Annotated in this window: 15 protein-coding genes; 11 read left to right on the top strand and 4 right to left on the bottom strand. The window is 37.3% G+C overall.

What is annotated here, in order from left to right; translation table 11 throughout:
• The coding region (gene serA / locus Q0X89_RS09665; RefSeq protein WP_297693539.1) for a phosphoglycerate dehydrogenase at positions 1-1,665 on the top strand (1,665 nt) is incomplete at its 5' end.
• Positions 1,666-1,707: 42 nt separating this feature from the next.
• Here serA and rlmH read toward each other — a convergent pair.
• The gene (gene rlmH, locus Q0X89_RS09660; RefSeq protein ID WP_297693537.1) at positions 1,708-2,181 is read right to left on the bottom strand and encodes a 23S rRNA (pseudouridine(1915)-N(3))-methyltransferase RlmH; all 474 of its coding nucleotides are present in this window, start codon (positions 2,179-2,181) and stop codon (positions 1,708-1,710) included.
• Positions 2,182-2,264: 83 nt separating this feature from the next.
• Between rlmH and nadC the strand changes: the two genes are divergently transcribed.
• The 3 genes from nadC to priA are packed head-to-tail and all read left to right on the top strand — an operon-like array spanning position 2,265 to position 6,578.
• The gene (gene nadC / locus Q0X89_RS09655; RefSeq protein ID WP_297693535.1) at positions 2,265-3,122 is read left to right on the top strand and encodes a carboxylating nicotinate-nucleotide diphosphorylase; all 858 of its coding nucleotides are present in this window, start codon (positions 2,265-2,267) and stop codon (positions 3,120-3,122) included.
• Positions 3,123-4,085 (top strand): YihY/virulence factor BrkB family protein, encoded by a 963-nt coding sequence (locus Q0X89_RS09650; protein ID WP_297693533.1) that lies wholly within the window; start codon positions 3,123-3,125, stop codon positions 4,083-4,085.
• Between the two features lie 36 nt (positions 4,086-4,121).
• Entirely contained in the window at positions 4,122-6,578 is a 2,457-nt protein-coding gene (priA, locus tag Q0X89_RS09645) for a primosomal protein N' (protein ID WP_297693531.1), read from the top strand.
• On the opposite strand, the gene Q0X89_RS09640 is transcribed toward priA, so the two are convergent.
• Positions 6,579-7,271 carry a LytTR family DNA-binding domain-containing protein gene (locus tag Q0X89_RS09640; protein WP_297693529.1) on the bottom strand — a complete coding sequence of 231 codons (693 nt, stop codon included), beginning with the start codon at positions 7,269-7,271 and terminating at the stop codon, positions 6,579-6,581.
• 25 nt (positions 7,272-7,296) lie between these two features.
• On the opposite strand from Q0X89_RS09640, the gene rpsF reads away from it, so the two are divergent.
• The 6 genes from rpsF to hisS all read left to right on the top strand — a co-directional run bounded on the left by rpsF (position 7,297) and on the right by hisS (position 13,660).
• A complete protein-coding gene (gene rpsF / locus Q0X89_RS09635) occupies positions 7,297-7,635 on the top strand; it encodes a 30S ribosomal protein S6 (protein WP_297693542.1) in 339 nt (112 codons plus the stop codon).
• Positions 7,636-7,640: 5 nt separating this feature from the next.
• A complete protein-coding gene (gene rpsR / locus Q0X89_RS09630) occupies positions 7,641-7,937 on the top strand; it encodes a 30S ribosomal protein S18 (protein WP_019668764.1) in 297 nt (98 codons plus the stop codon).
• Positions 7,938-7,950: 13 nt separating this feature from the next.
• Complete coding sequence (rplI, locus tag Q0X89_RS09625; protein WP_297693526.1) at positions 7,951-8,403, top strand: 50S ribosomal protein L9; 453 nt, start codon at positions 7,951-7,953, stop codon at positions 8,401-8,403.
• A gap of 96 nt (positions 8,404-8,499) precedes the next feature.
• Positions 8,500-11,676, top strand: a complete 3,177-nt coding sequence (locus Q0X89_RS09620) for a carboxypeptidase regulatory-like domain-containing protein (protein ID WP_297693523.1) — start codon at positions 8,500-8,502, stop codon at positions 11,674-11,676.
• 57 nt (positions 11,677-11,733) lie between these two features.
• The gene (locus Q0X89_RS09615; protein ID WP_297693522.1) at positions 11,734-12,204 is read left to right on the top strand and encodes a DUF6495 family protein; all 471 of its coding nucleotides are present in this window, start codon (positions 11,734-11,736) and stop codon (positions 12,202-12,204) included.
• Positions 12,205-12,268: 64 nt separating this feature from the next.
• Entirely contained in the window at positions 12,269-13,660 is a 1,392-nt protein-coding gene (hisS, locus tag Q0X89_RS09610; protein WP_297693520.1) for a histidine--tRNA ligase, read from the top strand.
• Here the strand turns inward: hisS and Q0X89_RS09605 are convergent.
• Entirely contained in the window at positions 13,640-14,188 is a 549-nt protein-coding gene (locus Q0X89_RS09605; RefSeq protein WP_297693518.1) for an NUDIX domain-containing protein, read from the bottom strand. The two genes, hisS and Q0X89_RS09605, sit on opposite strands and share 21 nt — an antisense overlap.
• Before the next feature lie 35 nt (positions 14,189-14,223).
• A complete protein-coding gene (locus tag Q0X89_RS09600; RefSeq protein ID WP_297693516.1) occupies positions 14,224-15,312 on the bottom strand; it encodes a M42 family metallopeptidase in 1,089 nt (362 codons plus the stop codon).
• Positions 15,313-15,452: 140 nt separating this feature from the next.
• On the opposite strand from Q0X89_RS09600, the gene Q0X89_RS09595 reads away from it, so the two are divergent.
• On the top strand, positions 15,453-16,103 hold the full coding sequence (locus tag Q0X89_RS09595; RefSeq protein WP_297693541.1) for a DUF4294 domain-containing protein: 651 nt from the start codon (positions 15,453-15,455) through the stop codon (positions 16,101-16,103).
• Positions 16,104-16,297: the final 194 nt, after the last annotated feature.

The raw sequence follows: 16,297 nt of genomic DNA, 5'->3' as shown, positions 1-16,297 counted from the left end.
CAGCTCGTTGAGGAATTACGGCAAAAAATTTCTAAATCCATTTTGGCAAATAAGGAGTTTTTTGAAAAATATTCTGATGACATTTATGTTATTTCCTGTGGATTTAAAGAATTTATAGATCCCATAGTTGCCGAGTATAACATTCCTTCTGATAGGGTATATGCCAATACCTTCGAATTTGATGTGGATGGAAATATTGTAGGATTCGATGAAAAAAATGTACTTGCAACGCATAATGGCAAAATAGAATGTCTTAAACAGCTCGATCTTGATGGTGAAGTCCAGGTCATTGGCGATGGGTATAGTGATTATGTTATGCGAGAAGCTGGCATAGCCCACAAATTTTTTGCCTATACAGAAAATGTCCATCGGGAAAAAGCCGCTGACAATGCAGATCATGTTGCACCCAATTTGGATGAATTTTTATTTGTAAACGACCTGCCCAGAAGCCTTTCTTATCCAAAAAATAGAATTAAGATTCTATTGCTGGAAAATGTACATCCTGTTGCATTTGACAATCTTTCGGAAGATGGTTTTTCCGTGGAACTTATAGAAGAAAGTTTATCCGAAGATGAGCTTATTAAAAAAATCAAAGGAGTACATGTCCTGGGAATCCGTTCTAAAACCGGGCTTACTCCTAAAGTACTTGATGCAGCCGATAAACTGCTGGTGGTTGGCGCTTTTTGTATTGGGACGAAACAGATAGACCTGGATTATTGCAAGAAGAAAGGGGTTGTGGTTTTTAATGCACCATACAGCAATACGAGGTCTGTTGTGGAATTGGCTATTGGCCAAATTATTATGTTGTTCCGTAATGTTTTTACTAGGAGTACTGAACTACACAATGGAATATGGAATAAAACGGCAGTTAATTCAAAAGAAGTCCGGGGTAAAAATCTGGGTATTGTAGGTTATGGTAATATAGGCAAGCAACTGTCTGTACTGGCAGAGGCTATAGGGATGAGAGTTTATTACTATGATATAGAGGACAGATTAGCTTTGGGTAATGCAATAAAATGTGATACTCTTGAAGATTTATTGAATGTATCTGACGTGGTGTCTTTGCACCTGGATGACAACAAAGCCAATCATAATTTTATTGGTGAGCGTGAAATTAACCAAATGCGTGATGGTGCAATGCTTTTGAATCTTTCAAGAGGTTTTGTAGTGGAAATACCGGCCCTGGTAGAAGCCCTAAAAAGGGGTAAGCTAAGTGGTGCGTCGATAGATGTATTTCCCCATGAACCGAAGTCTAATGGACCATTTGCCTCGGCGCTGCAGGGAATTCCCAATGTTATTCTAACTCCCCATATCGGAGGAAGTACCGAGGAAGCACAAAGAGATATTGCAGATTTTGTACCTAATAAAATCATGTATTATATCAACTCCGGTAATACTGTAGATGCGGTCAACTTTCCGAATATTCGTCTGCCTAAACAGAATAAAGCTCATAGGTTCTTGCACATTCACAGAAATGTTCCGGGTATTATGGCTAAAATTAATGAGGTTCTGGCTACTTATGAGATGAATATTTCTGGACAATACCTGTCAACTGATAGTGATGTAGGTTATGTAATTACAGATCTCGACAGGGATTATAATAAAGAAGTAATTAAAGCGCTGAAGAAAGTAGAAAATACAATTAAATTCAGAGTTCTGTATTAAACTGCTTTTTTGAATAATAATTCATTTGTCTGCAATAAATATTTATTGGTGATGATACGGTTCATTTCTCAGAATAGTAAATGCCCTGTAAATCTGTTCAACAATAAATAGGCGGACCATTTGATGCGAGAAGGTCAATTTGGAGAGACTAATTAGACCATTTGCTTTTTGTTTGATAGAACCACTAAAACCGTAAGGACCCCCTATTACCAAAACCCATTCTTTAATTCCTCTGTTCATCTGCTTTTGTAACAGTTTTGCAAATTCTACCGATCTGTATTCCATGCCATTTTCATCCAGCAAATAAAGGGATTCAGTGCTGTCAATATGTTTCAGGATTAATTCAGCCTCCTTTTCCATTTGATCAGTTACAGAGAGGTTTTTGGTGTTTTTAATATCAGGTAATACCACCAATTCAAATTTAACATAGTGTTTTAGTCTCTTCAGATAAACATCTATGAGCTTCTGTAACTCTGCACTATCCGTTTTTCCTATAGCAACAAGTTTTATCCTCATATTTTTAAGTTATAATCTTTAGGAAATTGAATTTCTTTATTGGCATATGTTTTTACTAATTTAGTGCTCTACAAGTTGCAAAAATGATATCAGAAGAACAATTCCAAAAGGAGATATCTTTAATAATAGAAAATGCCATACGGGAAGATGTAGGAGATGGGGATCACAGTTCACTTGCGTGTATTCCATCTAATGCAATTGGCAAGGCTAAACTATTGGTAAAGGATGAATGCATATTAGCCGGAGTTGAATTTGCCAGACAGACTTTTAATTATTTGGATAAGGATTTAAAAATGGAAATCCTCATTAATGATGGACAGGAGGTGAATTTTGGGGATCTGGCATTTTATGTGGAAGGACGGTCACAATCTATTTTAAAAGCAGAGAGACTTGTCTTAAATGCCATGCAGCGCATGAGCGCAATAGCTACAAAAACTAATTATTTTGTTTCGCTCCTTGAGGGTACAAAAACAAAAATCCTGGACACCCGTAAAACCACCCCCGGAATTCGAGCCCTTGAAAAATGGGCCGTGACTATAGGAGGAGGGGAGAATCACAGGTTTGCATTGTACGACATGGTTATGTTAAAGGATAACCATATTGACTTTGCTGGTGGGATTGCCCAGGCAATTAATAAAACCAAAAGCTATTTAGAGAAATTGGATAAGGAGTTGAAAATTATCGTTGAGGCCAGAAATTTATTGGAAGTTGAGGAAATTCTTCGATCTGAAGGTGTTTTCAGAATTCTCCTGGATAATTTCACCCTTGAGGATACGATAAAGGCGGTAAAACTTATAGGTAATACCTGCTTAACGGAATCATCCGGTGGAATTAATGAGAATACCATTAGAAAGTATGCCGAATGCGGTGTAGATTATATTTCTTCAGGGGCACTAACGCATTCAGTTTTTAACAAGGACTTGAGTCTTAAAGCAATATAGATGTCGGAGGAAATAGAAAGAAAACTGGAAAGTATTCCGATAGTCAAATGGGTAGTAAGATTACTTAAGACCATTAAACTCGCTGCCTTTGAAGGATTATCCTTATATGATCTTGTTGAAATGTACATCATAGGTATAGTCCAGGGGGCACTTTCAACCAGGGCAAGTTCAATTGCTTTCAGTCTTTTTATGGCTCTTTTTCCCTTACTTATTTTCCTTTTTACATTGATCCCTTTTGTTATTCCTTATGTTAGCGTGGGGAATGAAAATTTTGATGGACAGTTTCTCGATTTTCTGGAGTCATTTTTACCAGCTGCAACCGGTGAATATTTTGAAGTAATTTACTATCAGATAAAGGACCAGCAGAGCGGTGGATTGGTATCAACTGCGTTTATTTTATCCATATTCTTAATGACTAATGGGGTGAGTGCAATTTTTGGTGGGTTTGAAGATTCTTATCATATAAAGCTAACCCGGAATTTCTTTAAACAATATGCGTATGCGATGATGGTTGGATTTCTTCTTTCCATCTTATTGATTGTGGGTGCAGTGGGCTATATATACTTTGAGTTCTATATTCTTCAATATTTAAATGAATGGGCCGCACAAGCGGGGAGATATGATCTCTCAGAAAAGGATATTATAGGGGCCCGCATTGGTAAAACACTATTTTTCATCCTACTCTCTTACCTTACAACAGCGATCTTGTACTATTTTGGTACACGAGAAGGCAAACAAGCTAAATTCTTTTCTTATGGTGCCTTAATGACTACCTTGTTGTTTTTTTTAACATCCCTTTTGTTCGGTGTTTACATTGACAATTTTGCGCGGTATAACGAATTGTATGGCGCATTGGCCGGGCTACTAATTCTTATGGTTTATATATGGCTGAATTCCAATATATTACTTCTCGGATTTGAACTAAATGCGACGCTCAACTACTTGAGAAAAAAGCATCAGTAATGAGGTTTTGGTTAAATAAATAGACAGTATACCAGAATGGAAATATTTATTAATGTCATACTGCCGATTCCTTTGGAAAAGCATTTCACATATGGCGTTTCCGAAAACGAAGCTGCAAAATTAAAATTGGGAATGCGGGTGGCGGTACCATTTGGAAAGTCTAAAATCTACACAGCTCTCGTAGTTAAAATTCATAACAAACCGCCTTTAGTATATGAGGCCAAAGCTATTCATGATATTCTGGATGAAGAACCTATTGTAACTTCAAATCAATTAAAGCACTGGCAATGGATAGCGGATTATTACATGTGCACCCTTGGCGAAGTCTTCAGAAGCGCAATACCCAATGCACTTTTATTGGAAAGTGAAACCCTTATTTTGCCTAATAAAGATGTTATAATTGATGAAAATGAATTAAAAGATGATGATTTCCTGGTCTACGAGGCCCTAAAATACCAAAACATCCTGCGTGTTAATGATATTATGGAAATTGTCGATAAAAAAAATATACTTCCTATTCTCAACAGGCTATTGCAAATGAAGGCCATTGTTTTAAAGGAAGAAATTCATGAGCAGTACAAACCCAAAATGGTGCGCTATGTTAGGCTGGGTGAGAAGTATAATTCAGAACCTGAACTTGAGAAACTGCTAAATTCACTTACCAGAGCACCTAAACAAGGCCAGGCTGTACTTTCATTATTTCATCTTCAGGCGACCAAAAGAAAACCAATAAAGCTTGAAGAACTGGAAATTGACAGTAAGTCGAGTAGAGCGGTAATACGCGCACTAATAAATAAAGAAGTTCTTGAAGAATATTTTATCCAAAAAGATCGGGTAGTGTTTGATAGCAAGAAGACGCTCAAGCCGCCCAAAGAATTGAATGAATATCAGGCAGACGCATTGAATATCATTCAAAAAAACTTTAATAATAAAAAGGTTACTCTCCTAAAAGGGGTCACCTCCTCCGGTAAAACAGAAGTATATGTAAAACTAATTGCCGAATGTCTGAGTGAAGGAAAACAAGCTCTTTACCTGGTTCCTGAGATTGCGATTACCACGCAACTCATTTCGCGATTACTTGAATATTTTGGGTCTGCTATATCCGTTTTTCATTCCAAATACAATATGCATGAAAAAGTTGAGGTTTGGAACAATGTTTTGAATAATAAACCAAAAGCACAACTGATCATTGGTGCTCGTTCTGCTCTGTTTCTCCCTTTTGCAGATCTGGGTCTGGTAATTATAGATGAGGAACATGAAACTTCGTTTAAACAGTATGATCCTGCACCACGATATCATGCCAGAGACGCGGCAGTTGTGCTCGGAGGCTTATTTAATTCTAAGGTGCTATTGGGTTCTGCAACGCCTAGTATAGAAAGTTACAACAATGCGCAAACCGGTAAATATGGATATGCACAGATAGATCGAAGGTTTGGAAATGTATTAATGCCCGATATGGAATTAGTGGATATTAAGAGTCAGTATCGAAAAAAACGAATGAAAGGGCATTTTTCTGAACGTCTCTTGGAGGAAATTACAGAAACACTAAATCTTGGAGAGCAAGTAATTTTGTTTCAAAACAGAAGAGGATATGCTCCAATTTTAGAATGTACTACTTGCGGACATTCTCCTCAGTGCCCGAATTGCGATGTAAGTCTGACATATCACAAGCAAAGAAATCAATTAAGATGTCATTATTGCGGACATCATATGGCTTTTCCTTCAAGCTGTCAGGCTTGCGGGAGCAATACATTAGACACAAAAGGCTTTGGCACAGAACAGGTAGAGCAGGAATTAAATTTAATTTTCCCAACTGCAAAAGTGGCTCGGATGGATTTGGACTCTACCAGGGGTAAACATGCATATGCTAAGATAATTAATGCCTTTGAAAATCAGGATATAGATATATTGGTAGGGACTCAAATGCTTACGAAAGGGCTCGATTTTAGAAATGTCAATCTTGTAGGAATAATGAATGCAGATGCGCTTTTAAATTTTCCCGATTTCAGAGCACATGAGCGCACCTATCAATTGCTTACTCAGGTAGCTGGCAGAGCTGGTCGTACCAAAAAGAGGGGAAAAGTAATAATTCAAACCTTCAATCCTTACCATCAGATTCTTAAACAGGTAACCACAGGAGACTATACAGGAATGTTTCAGGAACAACTCTACGAAAGGGAGTTATATAAATATCCTCCGATTACAAGGATCTTAAGGATTAGCTTTAAGCATAAAGATTACAACAAATTGAATGAAGCTTCTGCCTGGTTTGCAAAGGCCTTACAAAATGCTCATAAAATTAGTGTATTGGGCCCTGAATTTCCCCCGGTTGCCCGCATTCGCAATCAATACATAAAACATGTCTTGATTAAAATTCCAAAAAGCGTATCTCTTCAAAACACAAAAAAAAACATCAAAAGAATTCAAAATTCTTTTGATGCTATTGCTAAGTTTAAAGGCGTTCGTATAATCTATAATGTAGATTATATGTAATTAAACATTGCTTAATGCCTCTGCCAATTCTGTTTTTTTGTTTCTACTCAATGGAATAGATCTGCCGCTTACTTCAACATTCTTACTGTTAAATTTCTCTATCTTCTCAAGATTAACAATATAAGACTTATGAATTCGCAAAAATTTATCTTCAGGTAATTGTTTTTCAAAAGCCTTCATCGTTGAAAGTATAACGATATTGGCCTCATCCGTAACCAGTTTTATATAGTCACCTAAAGCCTCTATCCACTTAATTTCGTTAAGGATTACCTTTCTTTTCTTAAGGTTGCTTTTCACAAAAATATGCTCTTCATCTTCATTCACCTTATTCATTTGCTCATATTTGGCTACTGCTCTTTTCACAGAAGCATCAAAACGAGCCATTGTAATGGGTTTATGAAGATAATCCGTTACATCATAGTCAAATGCTTTGAGGGCATAATCCGGTTTTCCTGTTATTAAAATTACCTGTGGTCTGTTCTCTAAGGACTCTAATAGATCAAAACCACTAATAATAGGCATTTCTACATCAAGAAAAATCAAGTCGATTTCATTATTCTTAATGCCGTTTTTGGCTTCAATGGCATTACTGTAATCAGCAATAAGGGCTAGGTTAGGATGATTGTTAACTAATTTTGCAACTGCCATACGTTGCATAGACGAATCATCAACAACAATACTTCTTAGTTTCATAAAGGGGTTGATTTGTGGGGTTNNNNTGAACAATTACGAAACTGTTTTCATTTTAAATCCCGTTCTATCAGATACTCAGATAGAGGAAACAGTAAAGAAATTTGAGGATTTCTTAAAGAAAAATGGGGCCAAAATGGTCGCCAAAGAAAATTGGGGGCTAAAGAAATTGGCTTATCCAATACAGAACAAAAAAAGTGGTTTCTATCACTTATTTGAATTTACTGCTCCTGGAGAGGTTATTACACCCTACGAGCAGGAATTCAGAAGAGATGAGCGTATTATGCGTTTTCTAACCGTTAGATTGGATAAACATGCCATTGAATGGGCGGAAAAAAGAAGAACAAGATTAAAAGCTAAAGCTTAAATAATATGGCATCTATAGAACAACAAGCAAAAGGTAAAAAGGACGGTGAAATCAGGTATTTAACCCCCCTTAATATTGAGACAAATAAGCAAAAGAAATATTGCAGATTCAAGAAATCCGGTATCAAATATATTGATTATAAAGATCCAGATTTTTTGATGAAACTAGTTAATGAACAAGGGAAGCTTTTACCCAGAAGATTGACAGGAACTTCATTGAAGTACCAGAGAAAAGTGGCCCAGGCCGTTAAGAGAGCACGTCATTTGGCACTTATGCCTTATGTTGGAGATTTATTAAAATAAAAAACAGCGGATCATGGAACTTATTTTAAAAGAAGACGTTCAAAACCTTGGTTTTAAGGATGACGTAGTCAAAGTGAAGAACGGTTATGGTAGAAACTACCTTATACCTAAGGGAGTAGCCATGCTGGCAACTCCATCGGCCAAAAAAGTACTTGCCGAAAATTTAAGACAAAAAGCTCATAAAGAGAAAGAAGTAATAGCAGCGGCCAATAAAACTGCAGAAGCATTGAAAGAACTGAAGATTAAAATTTCAGCTAAAGTAGGAGCTGCAGAAAAATTATTCGGGTCTATATCCAATATGGATGTTGCGGAGGCTTTGGCTAAAGAAGGACATGAAATAGACAAGAAGTACATCGTCATTAAGGGAGGAACTATTAAACGTGCAGGACCTTATGAAGCTCAAATTAGGCTTCACAGGGATGTGGTAGTAGAATTTCCTTTTGAAGTAGTACCAGAAAAGAAGTAAGCCATATCGGTTAATAACTTAAAAGAGCTATGTTCACATAGCTCTTTTTTTTATATTTTTAATCTCTTGTAATTCTAACAGCTAAACTCAAAACCAATGAAAATCTCAGCACTTTTAAGTTTTATTCTATTATGTATTGGAATTAGTGTTAATGCCCAGGTTACCAGCTCAAATATCAGAGGATCTGTAGTTGATGATCAAGGGGTTCCGCTTTTAGGGGCAAATATAATTGTTATCCATACCCCTACAGGAACTACGAATGGTACTGTAACTAATGAAGATGGCCGGTTTAACCTGTTGAACCTTAGAGTAGGAGGTCCTTACGAGCTTACAATTTCTTATATTGGATTTAAAACACAAACCCAAAGTGACGTTTATCTATCATTAGGTAAAACATTCAACATTGATGCTCAATTGGTATCTGAAAGTCAGGCTCTGGATGAAGTAACAGTTACTTCTGACAGAGGTGGAACTTTTGGAAGTGATCGCACAGGTCAGGAAACCAGTATTGGGCGTAGGGAATTAACAAGATTACCTACCATTTCGAGATCTGCTTCAGATTTTACAAGGCTGGATCCCACTGCTTCGGCAGGAGCCTCCGGGACATCATTTGGCGGAAGAAATGACCAATACAATAATTTTTCTCTTGATGGGGCTATTTTCAATAATCCATTTGGATTGGACGCAGCCACTCCAGGTGGGCAGACCAGTGCACAGCCCATTTCATTGGATGCTATAGATCAAATACAGGTAACTACGGCGCCCTATGATGTTACTCAGTCTGGTTTTACAGGTGCATCTGTCAACGCTGTGACAAAAAGTGGTTCAAATGAATTATATGGTACGGTCTATGGTTTTTTTCGGAATGATGATCTTACCGGAGGAAAAATTAATGGCGACAAAGTATTCAAAACAGGATTAGAACAAAAACAATATGGGGTTAGTATTGGTGGCCCGATAATAAAGAATAAATTGTTCTTTTTCGTGAATTTTGAGCGAGATGAGTTAACATCCCTTGGAACAGACGGCTTTGTGCCGAATACCGGGACCGGTGAAATAAATGAAAGCAGGGTATTGGAATCCGACTTTCAATTAGTGGATAATTTGCTACGCCAGGTTGTTATAGGTCAGGATGATAGTGGAAATGACATTTTCTATAACCCGGGCAGATATACAGGATTTAATTTTGACCAGGAATCTACCAAAGGGATAATAAAACTCGATTGGAATATTAATGAAAATAACCGATTGGCAATTATTTATAATTTCCTTGATGCATCAAAAGGGAAACCTGCCAATAGAGATGCTATTACTTTTAGAGGGCCAAATACACAGACCTTGCAGTTTGAAAATGCCGGTTATGAAATAAATAATAAAATACAATCATTTCAGCTGGAACTTAATTCCAGATTAACAGACGTAGCGACAAATAAATTGCAGGTAGGATATACCCATTTTGATGATTTCAGGAATCCTTTCTCTACACCGGCGCCAAGTATTGTAATTTTGGATGATACGGGGAGCTCAAATTATATTATTGGAGGTCATGAACCCTTCTCCATTAATAATACCCTGGACCAAAAAGTTTTCCAGATAACAAATAATCTTAACTTTTTTCAAGGAGATCATACATTCACGATAGGTTTTTCCTTTGAAAAATTTGAGTTTGACAACTCATTCAACTTGGGCGCATACGGTGCTCAGGGGGTTTTCTTTCCAACGACTACTATAACAGATTTTCCAAATTTCGCAAGTTCGGGAGCGCTTCAGCAGTCGTTTGATGATGCCATTGCTGCTAACAATGCGTTTAACGCTGCCGGAGTAGGAAACCCTGGTGGATGGTCACTTGCGGAAACAAATGTGGGTCAGTTATCCTTTTATCTGCAGGATCAATGGGACATAAAAGAAAATTTCAAACTTACTTACGGGATTCGTTTTGATAAACCCTTGTATTTTGATACTGCGGAAAAAATCAGGGAAAATATAGCCCGTAAAGGCGGGGCGTCTGGGACTTATATTCCATCAATACAATATTTTGACCCGGCTACCAATGAACCAATATTCCTTGATTCAGAACAATTACCCACCAATAAAGTACTGATCTCACCAAGAGTTGGGTTTAATTGGGATGTGAAAAACGATAAAACACTGCAAATCAGAGGAGGATCTGGAGTCTTTACAGGAAGATTTCCCTTCGTATGGCTTGGCAATCAGGTGCAGGGGGTAGATTTTTTCTTCTATCAGATAGTAGATCCGGATTTCAAATGGCCGCAGGTTTGGAGGACAAATGTGGGTGTTGACAAACAATTTGAAGATGGGTTAATACTAACGGCAGATGTGTCATACACCAAGGATATTAATGCGGCTCATGTTCAAAACTGGGGGCTTAGCGCTCCGTCTCTGACGCTTAACGGAGTGGATAACCGTGCAGTATACTCAAACGATGATAAATCACAGATTTTCGGTGGACCAACAAATGCTTATGTGTTTACCAATTCTGATAAAGGACGAATTTGGAACGCCTCAGTAAAAGCTCAAAAAACATGGAATAATGGCATATATGCAATGGCAGCTTATAGTTTTTTAAACGCGAAAGAAGTAAACTCTATAGACGCAGAAATCACAGGAGATGCCTTTGCCGGGAATGCCATAGTCGGAGATGCAAATAAAGATGTGCTTTCTTTTTCAAGATATGGTGATACGCACAGATTTATTGGAGTGTTCTCCAAAGGGTTTTCCTCAGGGACTACAGTTTCGGCATTCTTTGAATATGCAAAAAGTGGTCGTTATAACTATATTTATGGAGGAGATATCAATAATGACGGCTCTAGTATAAATGACCTACTCTATATCCCAACGGCTTCAGAACTAACACAAATGAACTTTAGTGGTGCTGGCCAGGCTGAAGCCTTTGAAGCATTTATTCAACAAGATGATTACCTGAGTGGGCGAAGGGGTCAATATGCAGAGCGATATGGTGCTTTAGCCCCCTGGAGAGGTACTTTTGATGTAAAGGTTTTACAGGACATAAATATTAATGACAAAAACAAATTTCAAATAAGTCTTGACATTCTCAATTTTGGCAATCTTCTCAATTCTAATTGGGGTGTTGTTGAGGCGCCCAATTTTGACCAGCTGATGGGTGTAACGGTTGATGATACCAATACGCCTACCTATACTTTCGACCCAAGCAGGAACAGTACTTTTGGAGCTGTGACTTCAGAGATTTCCAGATGGAGAATGCAGGTAGGGTTGCGTTATATATTTAATTAAATTACATTTAATTGAAACAAGGCTGCACATTTTGTGCGGCCTTTTTATTTTTGTAAAATGAAATACGCCAGGCTTACTAAACAGCAATTTGAAGAATTACATAATGAGTTTATCAATTTTCTCGCTACGCAGTCCATTACGGCAGACGAGTGGGAAATCCTAAAGAATACTAAACCTCATGTTGTCGAAGAGGAATTGGATGTATTCAGTGATCTGGTTTGGGAAGGCGTACTGGGTAAGGTTGCGTACCTGGAGAATATTTCCGCACAGCATATGCATCTCTTTCATTTAACTGATAAGGAAATGAAACTTATATCAGTAAAGGTTTTAAACCCTGATATTGATTTAAATACCTCAATTGGCTTTAACTGGTTTAAGAAGAACTGGCAATCAGATTTTGTTGAATATCTAAACGCTTCCAAAGCCTATACCGCGGATAAGAATTTGGATAAATTTAAACTTATACAGGAAGGTGCCGTAATTACAAAAGGAGAATTATACCGCTGGTTTGATAATATAATTGGATAATTATGATCATCCATCTTAGACAGGTTTGCACAAACAATTATATTTGCAGCAGTTAGCATAATTTATGGCACAAAAACCATCCATACCAAAAGGAACCAGAGATTTTTCACCTTCAGAGATCGAAAAACGGAATTATATAATTCAAACGATACAAAAGCATTTCAAAAATTTTGGTTTCCAGCCTATTGAAACACCATCATTTGAGAATCTGGATACACTTATCGGGAAGTATGGTGATGAGGGTGATCGGTTAATTTTCAAAATTTTGAATTCAGGTGATTTCATAAATAAGGTAGATGATGCAACTTACAACGCCAGAGACTCAAAATCCCTTACTCCTAAAATTGCCGATAAAGCATTGAGATACGATCTTACGGTGCCCTTTGCGAGATATGTGGTAATGCATCAAAATGAAATAGATTTTCCATTTAAAAGATATCAAATTCAACCGGTATGGCGCGCAGACCGGCCTCAAAAAGGCAGGTTCCGGGAATTTTATCAATGCGATGCCGATGTGGTTGGAACAAAATCTCTGCTTCAGGAAATAGAATTCATTCAATTGTACGATACCGTTTTTACAGATCTGGGTTTGAATAAAGCTATAATAAAACTGAATAATCGGAAAATACTATCAGGAATTGCTGAGGTAATTGGTGAAAAGCAACATCTGGTAGACTTTACAGTAGCCCTTGATAAACTGGATAAGATTGGGAAAGATAGGGTAATAAATGAAATGCGGAATAAGGGGATTTCTTCTGAAGCAATCAAAAAAGCTGAGCCACTTTTTTCACTCAGTGGTACAAATACGGAGCAGTTAGCAAAGCTGAAGATTTTTTTGAAAGACTCTGAAGAAGGAAGTCAAGGGGTTGAGGATCTTGCTTTTATCTTAACTGCTTTAGATGAATTGGGATTAAATTCTGCTCAATTAAGCATAGATGTCACACTGGCAAGAGGATTAAACTATTATACCGGAGCAATTTTTGAAGTAGCGCCACCTTCAGAAATAAGTATGGGATCCATAGGGGGTGGAGGTCGCTATGATGATCTTACGGGGATTTTTGGACTTAAGGATATGAGCGGTATTGGAATTTCCTTCGGTTTGGATCGGATATATCTTGTTATGGAAGAGCTGGGCCTCTTTCCTGATAACATCGGCCGGGCATTGGACGTATTATTCTTGAATTTTGGGGAGCAGGAGGCTATGGCTTCTTTAAAATTAATTGCAAAGCTTCGAGAAAATGGAGTTAAGACTGATCTCTATCCGGATGCTGCCAAAATGCAGAAGCAAATGAAGTATGCAAATAAGAGGAATGTACCCTTTGTTGTTATTATTGGTGATCGTGAATTGGCAGATAGTTCTTTTGTAGTTAAAGACATGTCCAAAGGAGATCAGACTACCTATGAATTATCGGATATACGAGGATTTCTCCAGGATTTAAAGTTGTTCCTTAACTGATTTTATAATTGTCTTGTAATATTCCGTGCTATGCGGAACATATTTCGCAGTATTGCCCAGTCCCCAAACTTCGTCGGCAAAGGTAATCAAAGGTATCATAGTCAAGGCTTCAACCTCGCTATCCTGCTTTTTTAAACTACTGAAAGGAACTTTTAATTCACATAGAAATGTGTGGTGATATTCATTGTCAATAAGATTTTTTCTATGTTGCTTGGTCGATTTGAAAACCCCGACCTTAATAAGATCTTCTTTTACTATTGTTAATCCTATTTCTTCCTTAACCTCTCGTATTGCCGCAATGTAAATGTCTTCACCGGCAGCTATATGTCCTGCAACGGACACATCCCATAGCAGAGGGTGTGTGTCTTTGAATTCCCCCCTTTGCTGTATCAGAACTTCCCCTCTTTTAGTAAAAAACCATATATGTACTGTGGGGTGAAAGATACCATGCAGATGTGCATCAGATTTTAAAATGGTCTGTCCGGTATAGTTTCCTTGTTCATCCAGGCGATCTACTAGTTCATCCATTTTCTGATCAATCAAAATTTATCAAATAAGCCAGGCTAATCGAAATAACTGAATGTTTCTCCTGATTTAATGGTTAAAAGAGTTTCATAAATTAATCGAATAACATTTTCTATATCATCCCTGTGCACGGTTTCTACGGTAGTATGCATATATCTTAAAGGGAGAGAAATTAGAGCGGAGGCAACTCCTCCATTACTGTAGGCAAACGCATCTGTATCAGTTCCGGTTGATCTGGAAGCTGCCATGCGCTGAAATGGTATTTTTTTGGCTTCGGCCGTTTCAATAATTCGTTCTCTAAGTTTATTCTGAACAGCCGGAGCATAAGATATTACAGGTCCGGATCCTAATTCAGTATGGCCTTGCTTTTTCTTATCGATCATTGGTGTAGTTGTATCATGACATACATCAGTAATAATCGCAGCATTCGGGCGTATGGTTTGTGTAATCATTTCCGCGCCTCTAAGACCAATTTCTTCCTGTACGGCATTTGTTATATAGAGTCCAAAAGGTAATTTCTTTTTATTCTCATGTAAAAGTCTGGCAACTTCCGCTATCATGAATCCACCAGCTCTATTATCTATTGCACGGCAGACGTACTTATTCTTATTTAAAACCTGGAATTCATCGGGATAGGTAATTACACAGCCCACATGGACACCCATTTTCTCAACTTCTTCTTTATCCTTGGCTCCCACATCAATAAAGATATTATCTAACTTAGGAGGTTCTTCTTTCGCGCGGTCGCGCGTATGTATGGCAGGCCATCCAAAGACGCCTTTTACAATTCCGTTTTTGGTGTGAATATTCACCCATTTTGAAGGAGCTATTTGATGATCGCTACCACCGTTGCGAATTACATACAGTAGTCCGTTATCCGTAATGTAATTCACGTACCATGAAATTTCATCAGAATGTCCTTCAATAACAACTCTGTATTCTGCTTCAGGATTAATTACGCCAACCGCAGTCCCGTAGGTGTCGGTAATAAAAGTATCTACATAGGGTTTTACATAATTCATCCACAATTTTTGACCTTCCCATTCATAGCCTGTAGGGGAGGCGTTGTTAAGGTATTGTTCAAAAAAAGTCAATGATTTTTTGGTGATAATTTTCTTTTGGCTCATGTATTTATAATTTAAATACAAACTTAACAATATTCACTTTTATTTAGTAATGAGGTCCAATGTTTATCATTAATTTTGGCAAGAAATTTGAAAGGTAGATTTGTGTGAAAAAGTATTTCTATTTTATTTTTATTGGTCTGATGGGCTACATTTGTATTTCTCAGGTAAAAGAGGAGCCTTTGGATTCTATTGCTGAAAAAATGATAATCATTGAGGGTGATTCAATTTTTCAACAATCAATTGCCCTTGAAGAGGTATATGTATTTGGTAAATTGAATTTTTCATCTTACCAGGATAAGCTGAAATATTATATCCTGCGAAGAAAGACCCTTAAAGTATACCCCTATGCAAAAATGGCTTCGGAAAGGTTGGAGGAACTTAATGATAGTTTATTGAAAATTAAAAGAAAGCGGAAAAGGAAAAAGTATACAAAAAAAATACAAAAATATATTGAAGAAGAGTTTTCTGAAGAATTAAAAAAGTTGACGCGTACTGAAGGACAGATTTTAGTTAAATTGATCTATAGGCAAACCGGAAATACGAGCTATGAATTGGTAAAAGATTTGCGCAGTGGGTGGCGCGCTTTTTGGTACAACACCACAGCAAAAATGTTTAAGATAAGTTTAAAAGAAGAATACAACCCCGAAAGTATACATGAAGACTACCTCATTGAAGACATCTTACAAAGAGCTTTTGCCGCCAGCCAGCTGGTTCGTCAGGAATCTGTATTGGATTATGATTATGCCTCATTGACCAATAAATGGGCTAATAGGGAAAAGAAAAAAAAATAGTTGCAGATAACGTTAAAATAAAGTAACTTTATAAGCCTTTTTTTGCTTTCACTCTTACAGCAAAAAGCTAGTAATAAGTTCATTAAAATTTGAGGCAAAAATTATTTCATAAAAATACTTGAAATTTATTTTTAATTAAAAAAAGTGCTCTATATTTGCACCCGCTTAGCTGGGCAGTAGCTTTGGTTAAGTAT

The sequence above is a fragment of the uncultured Eudoraea sp. genome (genome assembly GCF_947258525.1).
Classification (GTDB): Bacteria; Bacteroidota; Bacteroidia; order Flavobacteriales; family Flavobacteriaceae; genus Eudoraea.
The sequence above is the reverse complement of the archived record's forward strand: the minus strand, read 5'-3'. Positions and strand labels throughout refer to the sequence as shown.

Coding starts and splice junctions, on each gene's coding strand:
- Q0X89_RS09595 (WP_297693541.1), top strand. CDS start 15,453: ATGGGCTACATTTGTATTTCTCAGGTAAAAGAGGAGCCTTTGGATTCT.
- Q0X89_RS09600 (WP_297693516.1), bottom strand. CDS start 15,312: ATGAGCCAAAAGAAAATTATCACCAAAAAATCATTGACTTTTTTTGAA.
- Q0X89_RS09605 (WP_297693518.1), bottom strand. CDS start 14,188: ATGGATGAACTAGTAGATCGCCTGGATGAACAAGGAAACTATACCGGA.
- rlmH (WP_297693537.1), bottom strand. CDS start 2,181: ATGAGGATAAAACTTGTTGCTATAGGAAAAACGGATAGTGCAGAGTTA.
- rplI (WP_297693526.1), top strand. CDS start 7,951: ATGGAACTTATTTTAAAAGAAGACGTTCAAAACCTTGGTTTTAAGGAT.
- hisS (WP_297693520.1), top strand. CDS start 12,269: ATGGCACAAAAACCATCCATACCAAAAGGAACCAGAGATTTTTCACCT.
- Q0X89_RS09620 (WP_297693523.1), top strand. CDS start 8,500: ATGAAAATCTCAGCACTTTTAAGTTTTATTCTATTATGTATTGGAATT.
- Q0X89_RS09650 (WP_297693533.1), top strand. CDS start 3,123: ATGTCGGAGGAAATAGAAAGAAAACTGGAAAGTATTCCGATAGTCAAA.
- Q0X89_RS09615 (WP_297693522.1), top strand. CDS start 11,734: ATGAAATACGCCAGGCTTACTAAACAGCAATTTGAAGAATTACATAAT.
- rpsR (WP_019668764.1), top strand. CDS start 7,641: ATGGCATCTATAGAACAACAAGCAAAAGGTAAAAAGGACGGTGAAATC.
- Q0X89_RS09640 (WP_297693529.1), bottom strand. CDS start 7,271: ATGAAACTAAGAAGTATTGTTGTTGATGATTCGTCTATGCAACGTATG.
- priA (WP_297693531.1), top strand. CDS start 4,122: ATGGAAATATTTATTAATGTCATACTGCCGATTCCTTTGGAAAAGCAT.
- nadC (WP_297693535.1), top strand. CDS start 2,265: ATGATATCAGAAGAACAATTCCAAAAGGAGATATCTTTAATAATAGAA.